Annotated in this window: 15 protein-coding genes; 9 read left to right on the top strand and 6 right to left on the bottom strand. The window is 74.6% G+C overall.

The genetic code is table 11. From position 1 onward, the window contains the following. Positions 1-100: 100 nt before the first annotated feature. The 4 genes from eccCa to ACN267_RS26730 all read left to right on the top strand — a co-directional run bounded on the left by eccCa (position 101) and on the right by ACN267_RS26730 (position 7,070). Entirely contained in the window at positions 101-4,069 is a 3,969-nt protein-coding gene (gene eccCa, locus ACN267_RS26745) for a type VII secretion protein EccCa (RefSeq protein ID WP_421489931.1), read from the top strand. A gap of 75 nt (positions 4,070-4,144) precedes the next feature. Continuing rightward, the gene (mycP, locus tag ACN267_RS26740) at positions 4,145-5,485 is read left to right on the top strand and encodes a type VII secretion-associated serine protease mycosin (RefSeq protein WP_204957440.1); all 1,341 of its coding nucleotides are present in this window, start codon (positions 4,145-4,147) and stop codon (positions 5,483-5,485) included. A 41-nt stretch (positions 5,486-5,526) separates the two neighbouring features. Then, complete coding sequence (locus ACN267_RS26735; RefSeq protein WP_204957439.1) at positions 5,527-6,315, top strand: phosphatase PAP2 family protein; 789 nt, start codon at positions 5,527-5,529, stop codon at positions 6,313-6,315. Between the two features lie 29 nt (positions 6,316-6,344). Further along, positions 6,345-7,070 carry a phosphatase PAP2 family protein gene (locus ACN267_RS26730; protein ID WP_204957438.1) on the top strand — a complete coding sequence of 242 codons (726 nt, stop codon included), beginning with the start codon at positions 6,345-6,347 and terminating at the stop codon, positions 7,068-7,070. A 50-nt stretch (positions 7,071-7,120) separates the two neighbouring features. On the opposite strand, the gene ACN267_RS26725 is transcribed toward ACN267_RS26730, so the two are convergent. The 6 genes from ACN267_RS26725 to ACN267_RS26700 are packed head-to-tail and all read right to left on the bottom strand — an operon-like array spanning position 7,121 to position 12,509. After that, positions 7,121-8,299 carry a MarP family serine protease gene (locus ACN267_RS26725; RefSeq protein WP_204957437.1) on the bottom strand — a complete coding sequence of 393 codons (1,179 nt, stop codon included), beginning with the start codon at positions 8,297-8,299 and terminating at the stop codon, positions 7,121-7,123. A gap of 58 nt (positions 8,300-8,357) precedes the next feature. Further along, positions 8,358-9,056 (bottom strand): NUDIX hydrolase, encoded by a 699-nt coding sequence (locus tag ACN267_RS26720; protein ID WP_421489930.1) that lies wholly within the window; start codon positions 9,054-9,056, stop codon positions 8,358-8,360. Between the two features lie 28 nt (positions 9,057-9,084). Continuing rightward, entirely contained in the window at positions 9,085-9,780 is a 696-nt protein-coding gene (locus ACN267_RS26715; RefSeq protein WP_421489929.1) for a TlpA family protein disulfide reductase, read from the bottom strand. Further along, positions 9,777-10,565 carry an endonuclease III gene (gene nth, locus ACN267_RS26710; RefSeq protein ID WP_204957434.1) on the bottom strand — a complete coding sequence of 263 codons (789 nt, stop codon included), beginning with the start codon at positions 10,563-10,565 and terminating at the stop codon, positions 9,777-9,779. Before nth ends, ACN267_RS26715 begins: the two co-directional genes overlap by 4 nt. 51 nt (positions 10,566-10,616) lie before the next feature. Beyond that, positions 10,617-11,786 carry a CapA family protein gene (locus ACN267_RS26705; RefSeq protein WP_421489928.1) on the bottom strand — a complete coding sequence of 390 codons (1,170 nt, stop codon included), beginning with the start codon at positions 11,784-11,786 and terminating at the stop codon, positions 10,617-10,619. A gap of 57 nt (positions 11,787-11,843) precedes the next feature. Next, positions 11,844-12,509 (bottom strand): adenosylcobinamide amidohydrolase, encoded by a 666-nt coding sequence (locus ACN267_RS26700; RefSeq protein ID WP_421489927.1) that lies wholly within the window; start codon positions 12,507-12,509, stop codon positions 11,844-11,846. Positions 12,510-12,729: 220 nt separating this feature from the next. Between ACN267_RS26700 and ACN267_RS26695 the strand changes: the two genes are divergently transcribed. The 5 genes from ACN267_RS26695 to ACN267_RS26675 all read left to right on the top strand — a co-directional run bounded on the left by ACN267_RS26695 (position 12,730) and on the right by ACN267_RS26675 (position 18,264). Further along, positions 12,730-13,407 carry a Crp/Fnr family transcriptional regulator gene (locus tag ACN267_RS26695; RefSeq protein WP_067306583.1) on the top strand — a complete coding sequence of 226 codons (678 nt, stop codon included), beginning with the start codon at positions 12,730-12,732 and terminating at the stop codon, positions 13,405-13,407. 159 nt (positions 13,408-13,566) lie between these two features. Further along, positions 13,567-14,310, top strand: coding sequence for a metallophosphoesterase family protein (locus ACN267_RS26690; protein WP_421489926.1), 744 nt, complete (start codon positions 13,567-13,569; stop codon positions 14,308-14,310). A gap of 118 nt (positions 14,311-14,428) precedes the next feature. Further along, complete coding sequence (locus tag ACN267_RS26685; protein ID WP_204957430.1) at positions 14,429-15,061, top strand: TetR/AcrR family transcriptional regulator; 633 nt, start codon at positions 14,429-14,431, stop codon at positions 15,059-15,061. A 372-nt stretch (positions 15,062-15,433) separates the two neighbouring features. After that, positions 15,434-17,071: an acyclic terpene utilization AtuA family protein gene (locus ACN267_RS26680; protein WP_421490507.1), complete on the top strand. Its 1,638-nt coding sequence runs from the start codon at positions 15,434-15,436 to the stop codon at positions 17,069-17,071. Then, positions 17,068-18,264, top strand: coding sequence for an acyl-CoA dehydrogenase family protein (locus tag ACN267_RS26675; protein WP_421489925.1), 1,197 nt, complete (start codon positions 17,068-17,070; stop codon positions 18,262-18,264). The genes ACN267_RS26680 and ACN267_RS26675 overlap by 4 nt, the downstream gene beginning before the upstream one ends. Positions 18,265-18,334: the final 70 nt, after the last annotated feature.

Below are 18,334 nucleotides of genomic sequence, written 5' to 3'. Positions count from 1 at the left end.
ACTGGACTCCATATCGATCGGGAGCGGCGGCTGACGGACGACGCGCACTTTACCTACGATGAGCCAGGTTCGGGTTACCGAGCGCCACAGGGAGGTGCTTTTGTCCACTGTCGTCATCAAGCGGCCACCGCGCCGGCCCGCCCCGGAGATCCCGGTCGGCGAGCTGCCCGTGGCGGGTCCGCCCGAGATCCCGGTGGTCACCGGCGGACGCTGGCAGCAGGCGCTGATGGTGCTGCCGATGCTCGGTGGCACGGTGGCGATGGCGATGATGTTCGGCCGGGGCGGCGGCGCCTACTCGTACGTGGTGGGCGCGATGTTCGGGCTCTCCTCGGTGGCGATGCTGATGACCTCCTGGGGCAGCGCCACCGGCAGCCCGGGGAAGTCGGAGATGATGGCCGCCCGCCGGGAGTACCTGCGGCACCTGACCACCCTGCGGCGACGGGTCCGGCAGACCGCCCGGCAGCAGCGGGCCGGCCTCTACTACCGGCATCCCGACCCGGGCCGGCTCTGGTCGACGGTGGACAGTCACCGGGTCTGGGAACGCCGGCCGGGCGACCCCGACTTCGGCGTGGTGCGGGTCGCCGTCGGTCCGCAGACGTTGGCCACCCCGCTGGTGCCGCCGGTCACCCGACCGCTGGAGGAGCTGGAACCGATGACCGCGGGGGCGCTGCGGCGGTTCCTCGACGCGTACTCGGTGGTGCCGGACCTGCCGGTGGCGCTGTCGCTGCGCAGCTTCGCCCGGGTCTTCGTCCGGGGTGGGCAGCCGGCCGGCCCCGGCGGGGCGGCGCAGAGCGTCGGCACCGGCTCGCCCGACGCGCAGGCGCTGGCCCGCGCGATGCTCCTCCAGCTCGCCGTCTTCCACGCCCCCGACGAGCTGCTCGTCGCCGTCTGCGCCGGCCCGGAACGGCGTCGGCACTGGGAGTGGGTGAAGTGGCTGCCGCACGCCCACCACCCGAGCAGGGTCGACGCGCTCGGTCCCGTCCGGCTGGTCACCAGCTCCGCCGTCGACCTGGAACGGCTCCTCGGCGACGTGCTGGCCAGCCGGTCCCGGTTCAGCCCGGCCGGGCCGGCCACCGACGGCCCGCACGTGGTGGTGCTCCTCGACGGCGGTGACCTGACCGACGCCACCGAACTGACCGGCGACGGCGGCATCGACGCGGTCACCGTACTCGACCTGGACACCCCGCCGCCGCGCCTGCTGGACCGGTTCGCCCTGCTGCTGGAGATCCGCGCCGGCCGGCTGCACTCCTGGTCGGCCGAGGGGCACGCCGAGGTGGGCACCGCCGACCGGCTGGACGTGGTCGACGCGGAGGCGGTCGCCCGGCGGCTCGCCCCGCTGCGGCTCGCCGCCGTCGCCCGGGGCGCCGAGGCCGCCCCCGGGGCCGAGCCCGGCCTCCCCGAGCTGCTCGGGCTGGGCGACCCGGAGGGGTTCACCGCCGACCAGGGGTGGTTGCCCCGGTCGCCCCGGGACCGGCTGCGGGTGCCGATCGGGGTCGGCCCGGACGGCGGCGCGGTCGAGCTGGACCTCAAGGAGTCGGCGCAGGACGGGATGGGCCCACACGGGCTGCTGATCGGCGCGACCGGTTCCGGCAAGTCGGAGTTGCTGCGCACCCTGGTCCTGGCGTTGGCCGCCACGCACAGCTCGGAACAGCTCAACTTCGTCCTGGTCGACTTCAAGGGCGGGGCCACCTTCGCCTCCTTCGACCGGCTGCCGCACACCGCCGCCGTGATCACCAACCTGGTCGACGCGCTACCGCTGGTCGACCGGATGGTGGACGCCATCAACGGCGAGCTGATGCGCCGCCAGGAGCTGCTGCGCCGGGCCGGCAACTTCGCCAGCCTGCGCGACTACGAGCGGGCCCGGACGGCCGGCGCGCCGCTCGCCCCGCTGCCGTCGCTGCTGCTGGTCTGCGACGAGTTCTCCGAACTGCTCTCGGCCAAGCCCGACTTCATCGACCTGTTCGTGCAGATCGGCCGGCTGGGCCGGTCACTCGGGGTGCACCTGCTGCTGGCCAGCCAGCGGCTGGAGGAGGGGCGGCTGCGCGGCCTGGACACCCACCTGTCGTACCGGATCGGGTTGCGGACCTTCTCGGCGCTGGAGTCCCGCACGGTGCTCGGCGTGCCTGACGCGCACGAGCTGCCCCGCTCCCCCGGGCACGGCTACCTGCGCGCCGGCACCGACCCGTTGGTGCGGTTCCGGGCCGCGTACGTGTCCGGTCCGCTGCGCCGGCACGGCGGTCCGGTCGGGGGCGGCGGTGGGGCGGCCCGGCTGCTCGCCTTCACCACCCATGTCGTGCCGGCGCCCGAACCGGCCGCCCCGGTGGCCCCACCTGTCGTCGAGGAGGCGTCGGGGAGCCTGCTCGACACGCTGGTCGGCCGGTTGGCCGGGCAGGGGCCGCCGGCCCACCAGGTGTGGTTGCCGCCGCTGGACCTGGCACCCGCCCTCGACGAGCTGCTCGGCCCGCCCGGCGTCGACCCCGAACGGGGGCTGACCTTCGCCAACCCGGAGCTGCACGGCGGCCTCCAGGTGCCGGTGGCGGTGGTCGACAAGCCGTACGAGCAGCGCCGCGACCTGCTGTGGTTGGCGTTGGGCGGGGCCGCCGGGCACGTGGCCGTGGTCGGCGCGCCGCAGAGCGGCAAGTCGCACGCGTTGCGGACGCTGGTCTGCGCGCTGGCGCTCACCCACACCCCGACCGAGGCGCAGGTCTACTGCCTGGACTTCGGCGGCGGCGGGTTGACCGCGCTGCGGGAACTGCCGCACGTGGGCGGGGTCGCCGGCCGGGCCGACCCGACCGTGGTCCGGCGGACGGTCGGGGAGGTCGCCACGTTGCTCGCCGAACGGGAACGCCGCTTCACCGAGCTGGGTGTGGAGTCGATGGCGGCGTGGCGCAAGCGGCGGCGGGAGCTGGCCGCCGCCGGTCAGCCCCCTGTCGACCCGTTCGGTGACGTGTTCCTCGTCGTCGACGGCTGGGCCACCCTACGCGGCGAGTACGACGACCTGGAACCCCTGATCACCGACCTGGCCACCCGGGGCCTGTCCTACGGGGTGCACGTCGTGGCGAGCGCGGTGCGCTGGCTGGATTTCCGGCCCGGCATCCGGGACCTGTTCGGGTCCCGGTTGGAGCTGCGCCTGGGTGACCCGTCCGACTCGGTGGTGAAGCGGGTGGCGGCGGCCGGCGTGCCGGAGCAGGCGGGGCGGGGGATCACCGCGCAGAGCCTGCACTTCCTGACCGCCCTGCCGCAGCTCACCGGCGGGGACACCGCAGATCTGGTGAAGGCGGTGGCGGGTGCCTGGTCGGGGCCGGTCGCGCCCCGGGTGCGGTTGCTCCCGCCGGTGCTGCCGTACGCCGACCTGGACACCTCGGCCGGCACCGGCCTGGCGTTCCCGGTCGGGATCGCCGAGGCGGACCTGCGGCCGGTGCTGCTCGACTTCGCCACCGAGCCGCACTTCGTGGTCTTCGGCGACGCCGAGTGCGGCAAGTCGTCGTTCCTGCGGGCGCTGGCCACCTCGATCGTCACCCGGTTCACCCCGGAGCAGGCCCGGGTGATCCTGGTCGACTACCGGCGCAGCCTGCTCGGCACGGTCGAGACCGACCACCTGATCGGGTACGGCACGGCGGCGGCGCACACCACCGAGCTGATCGAGTCGGTCGCCGGTTACATGCGCGGGCGGCTGCCCGGCCCGGAGGTCACCCCGGCCCAGTTGCGGGACCGTTCCTGGTGGTCCGGCCCGGAGTTGTTCATCCTGGTCGACGACTACGACCTGGTGGCCAGCGGCCCGGCGAACCCGCTGCGCGGGCTGGAGGAGCACCTGCCCCAGGCCCGGGACGTCGGCCTGCACCTGGTGCTGGCCCGCCGCTGCGGTGGCGCGGGCCGGTCCCAGTACGAGCCGGTCGTGCAGCGGTTGCGGGAGCTGTCCACCGCCGGTCTGGTGATGAGCGGCAGCCCCGACGAGGGGCAGCTGGTCGGCGCGGTCCGTCCCGGTCCGCTGCCGGCGGGGCGTGGTCGGCTGGTCACCCGGCGCGAGGGGGTCCGCCTCGTTCAGCTGGCACATCTTCCGCCACCGTGATCCGGGTGTGCCGGAACGTGCCGTGTCGGCAGCCGGAACCGGTAATCTCCGAGCAGCATGTGTCCCACGTGATGAATGGCTGACGATGTGACCAGGGTTCGGCAGGGCTCTCCGACGGCGCTGCACCGGTTCGCCGGGCGGGCGCTGCTCGGTGTCGCGGCGACCACCGTCACCGTGCTCGGCACGGCCCCGCCGCCCGCGTCCGCTGCGCCTCTGCCGTCGTCCACCCTGGTCGGGGCACGGGCCGAGCCCGACTTCGCCCCGGTGCAGGCGCGCGCCGACCGGGTCCGCGACGACCAGTTCCAGCTCGACGAGTTGAACGCGGCGACCGCCTGGCGTACCTCGACCGGGCGGGGCGTCACGGTGGCGGTGATCGACTCCGGGGTGGACGGCAACCATCCCGACCTGGTCGGCCAGGTGCTGCCCGGCATGGACCTGGTCTCCCCCGGCGGCGGTGACGAGCCGGACCCGGTGGGGCACGGCACCACGGTGGCCAGCCTGATCGCCGGGCGGGGCGACGACCGGCGGGGGGTGGTCGGGCTCGCGCCGGACGCCCGCATCCTGCCCGTCCGGGTGCTCGACGACGAGAACCGCTACGACGACGCGATGATCGTCGCCAAGGGTGTGCGCTGGGCGGTCGACAACGGCGCCCGGGTGATCAACCTTTCCCTGGGCGGCAGCGGCGACAGCCCGGCCCTGGCCGCCGCGCTGGACTACGCGTTCGCCCGGGACGTGGTGGTGGTCGCCTGCACCGGCAACGTCGCCACGTCCACCACCTCGCAGGTCTGGTACCCGGCGCGGGAGCCGGGGGTGATCGCGGTGGCCGGTCTGGAACGCGACAGCGAGAACCTCTGGTCCGGTTCGATCACCGGTCACGCCACTACGTTGACCGCTCCGGCGACCGGTCTGGTCGGGGCCCGCCCGCCGAGCAACTACTGGGGCGTGCAGGGCACCAGTTTCGCCGCGCCGCTGGTCACGGCGACCGCCGCCCTGGTTCGCGCCCGCTACCCGCAGATGTCCGCCGGGGACGTGGTGAACCGGCTGCTGAGCACCGCGAAGGACATCGGCCCCGTCGGCCGGGACGACCGTTTCGGGTACGGCCGGGTCGACCCGGTGGCCGCGCTCACCGCCGACGTGCCGCTGATCGGCTACAACCCGCTGGACGACAACGACTCCCCCGGGGTGGTCGGGTTCGGGCCGGCACCCGGTTCCGCCGACGACGCCCGCGCCGGTGGCACCGGCAGCGACCCGCTCGGGTTCGCCGCGCCCCGCCAGCAGACCCGGTGGACGGCCCAGCCGGCCGGTGCCGCCGGCGAGGACGCCCCCCGTCGGCTGTGGACGGGTGTCGCGGTCGTGGCCGCACTGGTCACCGGGGTCGCGATGATGGTCCGTCGGTTCCGGCTGCGGAGTCGTTGAACCGGGCCTGAGCGCGGGTTCGGGTGGGTAGAGCAGGGCGCATGAGTTCCTCCGGTCCGCGTACCTCCGTGTCCCCGTCGGCCCGGTCCTGGCGGGACCGCCGCCTGGACCGGGACCGTTCGCTCGGGTTGCGGCTGACCCTGGCGTCGGCGGCGGCGTTCCTGGTGCTGGTGCCGTTCGCGCTGCTGGCGGTGCTGGTGGTCGGGGCCTGGCCGCCGCTGCACGACCTGGACGCGGCGGTCACCGACGCCCTGCACCGGTTCGCCGCCGACCATCCGCTGTGGGTGCGGGGGATGACGGCGTGGACGCACCTGGCCTCGCCGGGACCGCTGCGGGTGGCCGCGCTGGTCGTGGTGGTGTGGCTGTGGCGTCGCGGGGCCCGCCGGCTGGCGCTCTGGGTGGTCACCACGATGGCCGTCGGCGGGGCGCTGGGGGCGGTGCTGAAGCTGCTCGTCGGCCGGGACCGCCCGGAGTTGCTCGATCCGGTGGCGCGGGCCGCCGGGTTCTCCTTCCCGTCCGGGCACGCGCTGAACGCGACCCTCGCGGCGGGGGTGCTGCTGCTGGTGTTCCTGCCGTTCGCCAGGGGTCGTCCGGCGGTCCGGGTGGCGCTGTGGACGGTAGCCGTGCTGCTCGTCGGGGTGACCTGTCTGAGCCGGGTGGCGCTGGGTGTGCACTGGGTCAGTGACGTGCTCGGCGGCTGCCTGCTCGGGGTGGCGGTGGTGGCGGCCACCGCGGCGGCGTTCCGTACCTGGCGGGAGCGGGTCGGGCTGCCCGACGGCCGGGCCACGGTCGACGGGGTCGCGCCGGAGCAGACCGACCCGCACGCGTAGCGGCCCCGCGCTCCGGGTACTGGGCGGCCATGTCCACCATCGCTGCGCAGGTCGCCAAGCGGGTGCTCGTTCCGGTCGCCCTGCTGCTCTCGTTCATGGTCCTGCTCGGGCTGCTGGTGACCCGGGTCCTCGACGACGTCTGGCCGTTCACCGTGGAGGACGCGGTCAACCGCGAACTGGCGGCCGACCGGACCGGGGGGTGGAACGACGTCTCACTGGTGTTCAGCACGCTGGCCAGCACCCAGCTGATCGTCGTGGTCACCGTGCTGGTGGCGCTGGTGCTCCGGCTGGTGCTGCACCGCTGGCGGGAGCCGCTGTTCCTGTGCGCGGCGGTGAGCGCCCAGGCGCTGGTCTTCCTGCTCACCACGCTGGCCATCGACCGGCGTCGGCCGGCGGTGGAGCACATGGACGTCTCGCCGCCGACGTCGAGTTTCCCGTCCGGCCACACCTCGGCGTCGGTCGCCCTCTATGTCGGCATCGCGCTGCTGCTGGCGCTGCGGGCCCGGAGCACCGCCGGCAAGGTGACCTGGTGGACGCTGCTGGTGCTGGTCCCGGTCGGGGTGGCGGTGACCCGGATGTACCGGGGGATGCACCATCCGAGCGACGTGGTGGCGTCCTTCGTCAACGGCGGCACCTGCGTGGCGATCATGGCGCGGGCGGTGCTCGACAGGTCGCTGACCTGGGGTCGGGCCAAGCTGCCCGGCCTCACCCCGGCCGGTGGTGACGCCCCGGCCACCGCGCCGGCCGGCGGCTGACCACCCGGCGACGACGCCCCGGCCCCGGCCGTCGGGCCACGTCCGGGGGCTCAGGTGCAGTCGCCGGTGCCCACTCCCCGGGTACGCTCCGCGCCGGCCAGCGCCACCGGCCGGGCCTCCTCGGCGGTCACCGCGAAGCCGGTGTTCGGGTCGTCCGCCGCCGCCGCGAAGATCACCCCGAGCACCAGCCCGTTGGAGGAGACCAGCGGCCCGCCGGAGTTCCCGCTGCGGACCAGCGCCCGGATGGTGTAGATCTCCCGGTTGACCTTGCTGGCGTTGTAGATGTCCGGGCCCTCGATCCGGTCGACGTCACGGATGCGGGCCGGGCGGGCGTCGTACGGGCCGTCGAGCGGGAAGCCCAGCACGATCGCGTCCGCCCCGCTGCCGGCCTGCCCGGCGGCGAAGCGCAGGGACGGACCGGGCAGCCCCGGCACGTGCAGCACGGCGAGGTCGCGGTCCGGGTCGTAGACGACGACCACCCCGTCGTACCGTTCGCCGCGCAGCTCGACCGCGACGGAGCGGGTGCCCGCGACGACGTGCGCGTTGGTCATCACCCGGTCGTCGGCGTAGACGAAGCCGGAACCCTCGATCCGGCGCGAGCAGCTCGGCGCGGACCCGAGCACCTTCACCACCGCCCGCTGGCTGTTCGCCACCACCTGCGAGCCGGCGAGCGCCGGGTCCGGCGGGGCGACCTGCCGGGCCGAGGTGCGGCCCAGCCCGTTGAAGACGTCGGGGAAACCGTTGGTGTCGACGGTGTCGCGCAGCGCCGTGGACAACTCCTGGGCCTGGTCGGGCAGGACCCGGTCCACCACGGTCAGCAAGGCGCTGTTCTTGACCGAGGCGGCCAGCCAGGGCAGCGACGAGGAACCCAGCGGCACGGCGACCAGCCAGGCCACCAGCATCACCGCGAGGATCGAGACGAACGCGCCGCCGATGTCGTCGGCCCGCCTGGCGACGTCGTTGGTGATCGTGCGGCGCAGGTGGGAGCCGAGCCAGCCGGCCAGCGCCTGGCCGAGGACGGCGAGCCCGAAGACGGCGACCAGGGAGACCAGCACCCGCGTCCCGCTGTCGATGAACTGGCGGGCGAGCATCGGCCCGACCTGGAGTCCGATGAGCGCGCCCAGGAAGAACCCGGAGAACGACAGCGCCCCGATGACGAAGCCCTGACGGTATCCGCTGATCGCGAACACGAGCATGAGCAGGAGCAGAACGAGATCCACGGCCGACACCGGTCAAGGGTACGTGCACCGGACACCCGTACGGCGCTGCGGCTGCGGAACGTAATGATCAGGTCAGCGGACCGGCCAGTTCGTCGGCCCTGTCGGTGCCGGCGGAGGGGGCCGGGGTGGCACCGGACGGCGGCAGGTCGACCACCCGCGAGCGGGGCCACGGGCGGGCCCACCCGGCCATCTCCAGCAGCGCGGCGAGCACCCCGGCGGTGAAGCCCCAGACCAGCATCCCCCGGACGGAGAACGCCGGGCCGGTCCAGCCGCTGGGGTGGCGGACCCGCATCCGGTTGGCCGGGTCGACCAGTTCGGCGACGGGCAGCCGGGCGACGTGCGCCACCTCGGCCGGTTCCCGGGGGTGCACCGGGTGCGGGCTGTGCCACCAGGCCAGGACCGGGGTGACCACGAACTCGCTGACCGGAATCCAGAGCCTCGGCAGTTCGGCGAGGACGGTCACACTGGCCGGGTCGAGGTCGACCTCCTCGTTGGCCTCACGCAATGCGGTGGCCCGTGCGTCGGCGTCCCCCGGGTCGGCCGCGCCACCGGGGAAGGCCGGCTGGCCGGCGTGGTTGCGCAGGGTGGCGGCCCGCTGGAGGACCAGCACGTCGGGGCCGACGCCGGGCTCCTCGCCGAGCAGCACCAGCACCGCGCTCTCCCGGCCGCCCTGCTCGGGGGTGGTCAGCCGGGTGAAGTCCTCGGCCCGGGCGGTGCCGAGCCGGCCGAGCAGTGGATCGAACCAGGACGGTGGACGGCGGTTCATCGGACCGGCCCGGCACCGGCGGTCGGTCTCACGCGGGCACCGCCAGGCCGAGGTGCCGGTGGACCAGGTCGGCGAGGCGGATGTCGTCGAGCGCGCCGGAGGTGTCGGTGTGGGCGATCCGCCCCTGCGCGTCCACCAGCAGGGTCAGCGGCACCGCCGTGCGGCGCAGCTCCCGTTGCAGGGCCTCCCCCTGGTCGAACAGGACCGGGAAACGGATGCCGAAGTCCTCGCCGACGGCCTGTGCGCCGTCCCGGCTGTCCCGGCTGTTCACCCCGATCACCTGGAGCTGGCCGGCGGCGCGGACGCTGAGCCGTTGGAAGGCCGGCAGTTCCTTGCGGCAGGGCGGGCACCAGGAGGCCCACACGTTGATCACGGCCGGGCCGTGGATGTCACGCAGCGCCACCGGGGCACCACCGGTGAAACAGGAGAGCACCAGTTCGGGCAGGGGGCTGCCGCCGCCGGCCGCAGCCGGGCTGCCGGCCGTACCGCTGCCGTCGCCGGCACCGGCGGACCCGGTGGGGGCGGCCGGGCCGGACCGGGCGGCGGACCCGGACGGGGCGGCGGTGGTGCCGGTCGGGGCGGTCAGGGTGGCACAGTCGGCGAACGGCGAGGGGCGCGCGGCGCGGGTGGGGCCGGCGGCGGAGCCCTCCTGGCCGGTGGTGGCGGTGCAGCCGGCGAGCACCAGCAGCACCGGGACGAGCAGCGCGGCGAGCCGGGGTTTCACGGCGCCTCCGCAACGGCGGCCTGCGCGGGCACCAGCTCCGGGTCGACCCCGGCGGCGACCGCGAGCTCCCGGGCGCGGGGCCCCTTGAGCAGCTTGGCGGCGGCGGCCGGCTCGGTCGGCCCGAGCCCGTACGACGGGCAGAGCCGGGTCAGGGTGCACGCCCCGCAGGCGGGTTTGCGGGCGTGGCAGACCCGTCGGCCGTGGAAGATGATCCGGTGGGAGAGCATGGTCCACTCCCGCTTGGGGAACATCGCCCCGATCTCGTGTTCGATCTTGACGGGGTCGGTCTGGATGGTCAGCCCCCAGCGCTGCACCAGCCGCTGGAAGTGGGTGTCGACGGTGATCCCCGGTACGTCGAAGGCGTTGCCGAGGATCACGTTCGCCGTCTTGCGGCCGATCCCGGGCAACGTCACCAGGTCGGCCAGCCGGCCGGGGACCCGGCCGTCGTACCGCTCGGTCAGGACCTGCCCCAGCTTGATCAGCGAGTCGGTCTTGTTGCGGTAGAACCCGGTCGGCCGGATCAGCTCCTCCAGCTCGCCCCGGTCGGCCCCGGCGTAGTCGGCCGCCGTCGGGTAACGGGCGAACAGCTTCGGGGTGACCTCGTTGACCTTCTTGTCGGTGCACTGCGCGGAGAGGATCGTGGCGACGGCCAGCTCCAGCGCGGTGGTGTGGTCCAGTTCGCAGTGGGCGTCCGGGTGCGCCTCGGTCAGCGCCCGGCCGATCCGCCGGGCACGCCGGGTACGGCCGAGATCCGTCTCGACCCGGCCGGGAGAGCTGATGGTCACGCCGGCCAGCCTACGTCGCCGCCCCGACGGGCCGCCGGAGCACGCCCCCGGTCAGCCGGCGTCGGGCGGGCTGATCTTCCCCTTGCCGTCGAACCGGGCGGCGGTACGCGGGAAGTCGTTGGTGCTGAGCTGCTTGACCAGGCCGAGGCCCTGCCCGGCGGGGTCCAGCCCTGGCTTGCCCACCGAACTCATCCGGGTGGAGGTGAACGAGCCACCGGCGAAGCTGCCGTCGGGCTTGAGGGAGACCTTCAGCACCCCGCCCCAGCCGAGCCGGCCGGTCGGGTTGAGCGACCGGGCGCCGCCGGCGAAGTTGCCCAGGCTGTACGCGATCAGCCGGCCCTGGTAGAACTCCATCCCGCGCAGCACGTGCGGGCCGTGCCCGACGATCAGGTCGGCCCCGGCGTCGATCATGGCGTGGGAGAACTTCACCGGGTCCCCCCGGTTCTCGCCGAGGAACATCTCGGTGCCGGGCCGGACCCGGGTCTTGTCCGACCCCTCGGCCCCCATGTGCACCTGCACCACGACCAGGTCGGCCATGGTGGCGGCCTTCTCGACCACCTCCGTGGCGGCGTCGATGTCGACCAGGCTGTTCGACCACGGGTACGACGAGAAGCCGGCCACCGCGACCTTCACCCCGCCGACCTCGACCACGGTGATCTGGTCGGGTGCGCCGGTGTGCTTGAGGCCGTGCTGCTCCAACGCCTGCTGGGTGTTCTCATAGCCCTGCGGGCCGAAGTCGTAGCCGTGGTTGTTGGCCTGGTTGAGCAGCTGGAACCCGGCGTCCTTGAGGTGCCCGGCGTACTCCGGCGGGACCCGGAACTGGTAGCAGTTGCTGGCGTTCGCGCCGCACTTGCCGGTGCCGGTGTCGGTGGTGAGCGGCTCCTCCAGGTTGCCCATCACCAGGTCGGCCTTGAGCGCGCCCTTGACCTCGTCGAAGAAGCCCTTGCCGCCGTTGGCGGGCAGCCGGGACGGGGCCATCCCCATCACGATGTCCCCGGTGGCCGACAGGGTGACCGACCCGTCCTTGTCGGCCGCCCCGGTGGTCGGCACCGGGGAGCCGGTGGCGCCACCGCCGCCGCCCGGTCGCCAGACCGGGGCCGGGGTGTCGGACGACTGGCCGCAGCCGGCGAGGAGCACGGCGAACAGCGCGCCACAGGCGAGCGCGGCGCGGCGACGGGGACGGGGACGGGGACGGGGCTGGAGGAAGGCGGCAGAGTACATCGCCCGCGACGCTACCGGGTGGCGAATCGACCGACGACGGGCCGATCGGACGGAAGTTCAGCCCGTCCGCCGCTGCGACCACGGCACGCAGGGCGCCGCGCCGCCGTCCCGCACGGCCGCGTGGACGGCGCGGGCGAGCGGCCCGCCCCAGGTCGACCGGGGGCCGCCGTAGGGCTCGGCCGGGTCGCCCGCCGGGCAGAGCACGGTGACCGCGTCGGTGGGCGTGCCGGTGCCCGGCAGGCCCAACTCCCCGATCGCCTGGCACTTGGCCTCGGTGGCGGTGGCGACCGCGTTCACCAGCGCCGCGTCGCCGAGCGCCGCCGGCACGTACACCACGATGTTGACCGTGCCCACCCGCTGCGCCGGGGCGTGGGCGGGGTCGGGGGCGGCGGCCCACAGGGGGGTGCCGAGGCCGACGGTGGCCCAGACGCGGACCCCGGTGTCGGTCCGGGTCACCACCTCGGCGACGTCGACGCCGGTGAGCAGGCCGACCCCGGGTCCGTCGAGGTCGAACCGGGCGGCGAGCGCGGCCAGGTGGGCCGCCGGGTCGTCCCGGTGGTACGACATCGGCACGGTCGCGTTGAGCACCCAGTTGCGCGGGCCGACGCCGCCACCGAGCGGGCCGGAGCTGACCGCCCGTAGCGGGACGCGGGCCCGCCAGACGAGCACCGGAATGTCCCACCCGTCCTCGGGGCGGTGGGTCAGCACCGGGTCGCTCAGCACCCGGACACCCTACGACCGGGGGTGGTGAACGCCGGTGACCAGGTGGTTCGGGCGGACGATCATAGTGCCCGATCGGGTCGGTGAGGTTACGCCCAACGATCAAGATTCCAGGGGTGCAGCTCTGATTCGTCCTCACGTGCGCCTAGACTTGGCGGCGCGCGAGGGATCAGCGGACGGCGGACCCGGCCGAGGGACGGCAACGCGCAACCGGAGGTGCGCGATGGACGAGGTACTGGCCCGCAGCGGGATCTTCCAGGGTGTCGACCCGGAGGCTGCCGAGGCGCTCGCCAAGGAGATGGAGACGATCGACGTCCGTAAGGGCGAGATCGTGTTCAACGAGGGCGAGCCCGGCGACAGTCTCTACATCCTCCTGTCAGGCAAGATCAAGGTCGGGCGGCGGGCAGCCGACGGCCGGCAGAACCTGATCGCGGTGATGGGCCCGTCGGACATGGTCGGCGAGCTGTCGCTCTTCGACCCCGGCCCGCGTACGGCCACCGCCACCGCGGTCACCGACACCCGCCTGGTCCGGCTGCGCAAGCAGGCGCTGCGGCCCTGGCTGAACAACCGGCCCGAGATCGCCGAGCAGCTGCTGCGGGTGCTCGCCCGCAGGCTGCGCCGGACGAACGACTCGCTGGCCGACCTGATCTTCACCGACGTGCCGGGCCGGGTCGCCAAGAACCTGCTCCAGATGGCCGGCCGGTTCGGCACCCGCGACGGCGGCGTGCTGCGGGTGACCCACGACCTGACCCAGGAGGAGATCGCCCAGCTCGTCGGCGCCTCCCGGGAGACGGTCAACAAGGCGCTCGCCGACTTCGCCTCGCGGGGCTGGCTGCGGCTGGACGGCAAGAGCATCATCATCCTCGACCCGGAGCGTCTCGCCCGCCGCGCCCGGGTCTGACCGGCACCGCGTACGCACCCCGAGCCAGGGCCGCCCCCACCGGCGGCCCTGGCTCGTCGGCATGCCGGCCCGGTTCCGCCCGCCCCGGTCGGCGACGGCCCGCTCTGCCCGGCGCAGAATCGCTCGACAACCCGCTCCGCCGGGCGCAACCCTGGACCGGTGCTGGAACGGGTAGCGGTGCTCTCCGACGTCCACGGCGCGTTGCCCGCGCTGGAGGCGGTCCTGGCCGAGCCGGAGGTGGCCGCCGCCGACCTGGTCGTGGTCACCGGTGACGTGGCGGCCGGCCCGCAGCCGGTCGAGGTGTTGGACCTGCTGACCGGGCTGGGTGACCGGGTCCGCTGGGTGCGCGGCAACGCCGACCGGGAGCTGGTGCAGGCCCGCGCCGGCCGGCCGTCGGAGCACGACGTCTCGAACTGGGCGGCCGACCAGCTCCGGGCCGACCAGGTGGCCCTGCTGGGCGCGCTGCCGCTGACGTTCACCCTTCCGGTCGCCGGCCTCGGCTCGGTGCTCTTCTGCCACGCCACGCCCCGCGACGACGAGGAGGTGGTACTGGTCGACTCCCGACCCGCCCGCTGGGCCGAGGTGTTCGCCGGGCTGCCCGCGTCGGTGCGCACCGTGGTCTGCGGGCACACCCACATGCCGTTCACCCGGCTGGTCGACCGCCGCCTGGTGGTCAATCCGGGCAGCGTGGGCATGCCGTACGGCGGGCCGGGGGCGTACTGGGCGCTGCTCGGCCCGGGGGTGCAGCTGCGCCGTACGCCGTTCGACGTCGATGCGGCCTGCGCCCGGGTCGCCGCCGAATCGACCTATCCGGACGCCGCCGCCTGGGCGGACGAGTACCTGCGTTCCCGGCACAGCGACCTCGACGCGCTCACCGCCTTCGCCCCGCGCGACAGCCGCTGACCGGTGCCCGGACCGCACCGGGGCCGCCGGCACCGGACCAGCGGCACCGACCGGGGTCACCCCGGAGCCGAAAAAAGTCAGGCTTGACTGTTTGTTTCAGCGGCGGCACGCTGTTCCCGTGTCCACCCCGTCGACCCGCGTCCCCCAGCAGGAACGCAGCCGCGCCACCCGGGCCCGGCTGCTGGAGGCGACCGTCGACTGCCTTGTTCGGTACGGCTGGTCGGGCACCACCACCACCGTGGTCGCCGCCCACGCCGGCGTCTCCCGGGGCGCTCAACTGCACCACTACCCCACCAAGGCGGCCCTGGTCACGGCTGCCGTCGCCCACCTCGCCGAGCGGCGTGCCGAGGAGCTACGCGCCGAGGCCGAGGCGCTGCCGGTCGGGCCGCAACGCCTCGACCGGGTGGTCGACCTGCTCGGGGTCGCCTTCACCGGGCCGCTCTTCGTGGCCGCACTGGAGCTGTGGGTGGCCGCCCGTACCGACCCGGAGCTGCGCGATGCGCTGGTGCCGCTGGAGGCACGGGTGGGCCGGGAGATGCACCGGCTCACCGTGGCGCTGCTCGACGTGGACGAGCGCCGCCCCGGCGTCCGCGAGGCCGTGCAGGCCACCCTCGACCTGCTCCGTGGGCTCGGCGTGGCCAACCTGCTCAACGACGACTCGGTCCGGCGCACCGCCCTGCTGCGCACCTGGAAGCACCAGCTCGCCACCCTGCTCGCCCCCGCAGCACCGGGCGACGACGGGCCGGCCTGACCCGACGACCGCCGCGCAACCGCCGCCGACACCGGACCCCACGACCCGACGCCCGCGCCACCACCGGACCCCGACCCCGACGACCGCACCTGACCCGTACGCACCGGCCCACCCGACCGGAGGCACCATGGTCGACCCGACCGCACCGCCCGCCGACCTGACTGACGAGTCAGGGCAACCCGACGCGCCCGTCGCCGGGCCGCCCCCGACCGCCGCCGCGTGGCCCGACATGACGTCGGCCCCCACCGGCCCGCCGGGGGACGGCCGCACGCCCCGCGCGGGCGCAGCCGGGACGGCCGTCCGGTGACCGGGGTGCTGCGGGTCGGCAACGCGTCCGGCTTCTACGGCGACCGGTCCACCGCCTGGCGGGAGATGCTCGACGGCGGTGAGCTGGACGTGCTGACCGGCGACTACCTGGCCGAGCTGACCATGCTGATCCTCGGCCGGGACCGACTGCGCGATCCCGGCCTCGGCTATGCGAAGACCTTCCTGCGCCAGCTCGAAGGGTGTCTCGGCACCGCCCTCGACCGGGGGGTACGGATCGTCACCAACGCGGGCGGGTTGAACCCGGCCGGGCTGGCCGCTGCGATCGGCGCGCTCGCCGACCGGCTCGGCCTCGCCGTCCGGGTCGCCCACGTCGAGGGCGACACCCTGGCCCGGCCGGACGCGCTCACCGCCAACGCCTACCTCGGCGCGTTCGGCATCGCCGCCTGCCTCGACGCCGGGGCGGACGTGGTGGTCACCGGGCGGGTCACTGACGCCTCGCTGGCGGTCGGGCCGGCCATCGCCCGGTTCGGCTGGCGGCGGGACGACCTGGACGCGCTGGCCGGGGCGACCGTCGCCGGGCACCTGATCGAGTGCGGGGCGCAGGTCACCGGGGGCAACTTCAGCTTCTTCACCGAGCTGCCCGACGGCGGGCACCGGCCCGGCTTCCCGATCGCCGAGATCCACCCGGACGGCTCGTCGGTGCTCACCAAGCACCCCGGCACCGGCGGCGCGGTCACCGTCGAGACGGTCACCGCCCAACTGTTGTACGAGGTGGGCGGCCCCGACTACCTCGGCCCGGACGTGGTGACCCGGCTGGACACGGTACGGCTGCACCCCGACGGGCCGGACCGGGTCCGGGTGCACGGGGTCCGGGGCACCCCACCGCCGGCCACCCTCAAGGTGGGGGTCAACAACCTGGGCGGTTTCCGCAACACGATGACGTTCGTGCTCTGCGGGTTGGACATCCCGGCCAAGGCCGCCCTGGTCCGGGGGCAGGTCGAGGCGGCGGTCGGCGCGGACGGGCTGGAGTTCACGCTGGCCCGTACCGACCACGTCGACGCGGTCGACACCGAGACGGCGAGCGCGCTGCTGCACGTACACCTGCGCGACGGTGACCGGGCGCGGGCCGGGCGGGCGTTCTCGGCGGCGGCGGTGGAACTGGCCCTCGCCTCCTATCCGGGGTGCACGCTGACCACCCTGCCCGGCGACGCCACCCCGTACGGGGTGTTCACCGCCGACGCGGTGCCGCAGGCCGACGTGCCGCACGTGGCAGTCCTGCCGGACGGCACCCGGCTGTCGATCCCCCCGCCCGAGACGGTGGCACCGGCCGTGGCCGCGCCGACGCCCGACAGCGCGGGCCCGACCCCGGCGGCCGGGCCGACCCGGCGGGGGCCGCTGGGTGAGCTGGTCGGGGCCCGGTCGGGTGACAAGGGTGGCGACGCCAACCTCGGCGTCTGGGCGCGTACCGACGCCACCTGGGAGTGGCTGCGCGGATGGTTGACCGTCGACCGGCTGACCGGGCTGCTGCCGGACACGGCCGCGTTGACCGTCGAACGGTACGAACTGCCGCACCTGCGGGCGGTCAACTTCGTGCTCCGGGGGCTGCTCGGGCCGGGGGTGGCCGCCTCCACCCGGTTCGACCCGCAGGCCAAGGCGCTCGGCGAACTGCTCCGCTCCCGCATCGTCGACCTGCCCGCCGCCCTCGCCGCCGGACCGCCGGCAGCCATGGAGGCGGACCGGTGACCATCGTGGACACCCCGGAGCGGCGGCAGTTACGGGAGTTGACCCGGGCCTTCGTGACCCGGGAGGTGCTGCCGCACCTGGCCGACTGGGAGCGGGCCGGCGAGGTCCCCCGCGCGCTGCACGCCACCGCCGCGAAGCTCGGCCTGCTCGGCGTCGGCTTCCCCGAGTCGGTCGGCGGCAGCGGCGGCGACCTGCTCGACTCGATCGTGGTCACCGAGGAGATCATCCGCTCCGGCGGCTCGTCCGGGCTGGTCGCGGCCCTGTTCACGCATGGCATCGCGCTGCCGCACATCGTCGCGGCGGCCGGTGGGCGGACCGGCGGCACGCTCGGTGGCCGGCTCGCCGCCCGCCCGTCCGCTGCCGACGATCCCCTGGTCAACCGGTACGTCCGGCCGACGCTGGCGGGTGAGCTGATCGGCGCGCTGGCGATCACCGAACCGGACGCCGGCTCCGACGTCGCCGCGATCCGCACCACCGCCCGCCGCGACGGCGACCACTACCTGGTCAACGGGACGAAGACGTACGTCACCAGCGGGGTACGCGCCGACTTCGTCACCACTGCGGTCTGCGGCGACTTCCCCGGCAGCGGATCGCTTCACCTGCTGGTGATCGACAAGGGCACCCCCGGGTTCACCGTCGGCCGGAAGCTGGACAAGCTCGGCTGGCACTGCTCGGACACGGCCGAGCTGTCCTTCGTCGACGTGCGGGTGCCGGTGGGCAACCGGATCGGCGAGGAGGACACCGGCTTCCTGGCGATCATGCAGGGCTTCGCCGCCGAGCGGCTCTCCCTGGCCACCCAGGCGTACGCGACCGCGCAGCGCTGCGTGGAGCTTGCGACCCGCTGGTGTCGGGACCGGTCCACGTTCGGTCGTCCGCTGGCCGGCCGGCAGCTGGTCCGGCACCGGCTGGCCGAGATTCACACCCGCGCCGAGGCGGCCCGCGCGTACGTGCACCAGGTGGCCGCCCGGGTGGCGGCCGGCGAGCCGGTGGTGACCGAGGTGGCGATGGCGAAGAACGTCGCGGTGGCCGCCTGCGACCAGGTGGTCGACGCCGCGCTGCAACTGCACGGCGGCTTCGGCTACCTGCGCGACGCCGAGGTGGAGCGGCACTACCGGGACGCCCGCATCCTCGGCATCGGCGGCGGCACCACCGAGATCATGAACGAGATCATCGCGAAGGGCCTGGGCCTGTGAGCGCGAGGAGTGAGCCGGGTCTGCGAGCCCCGCAGTCGCGAACGAAAGACGGACCTGTGAGCGCGAGGAG

The sequence above is a fragment of the Micromonospora sp. WMMD734 genome (genome assembly GCF_049178975.1).
Lineage (GTDB): Bacteria > Actinomycetota > Actinomycetes > Mycobacteriales > Micromonosporaceae > Micromonospora > Micromonospora wenchangensis.
This window is presented reverse-complemented; position numbering and strand designations above follow the sequence as displayed.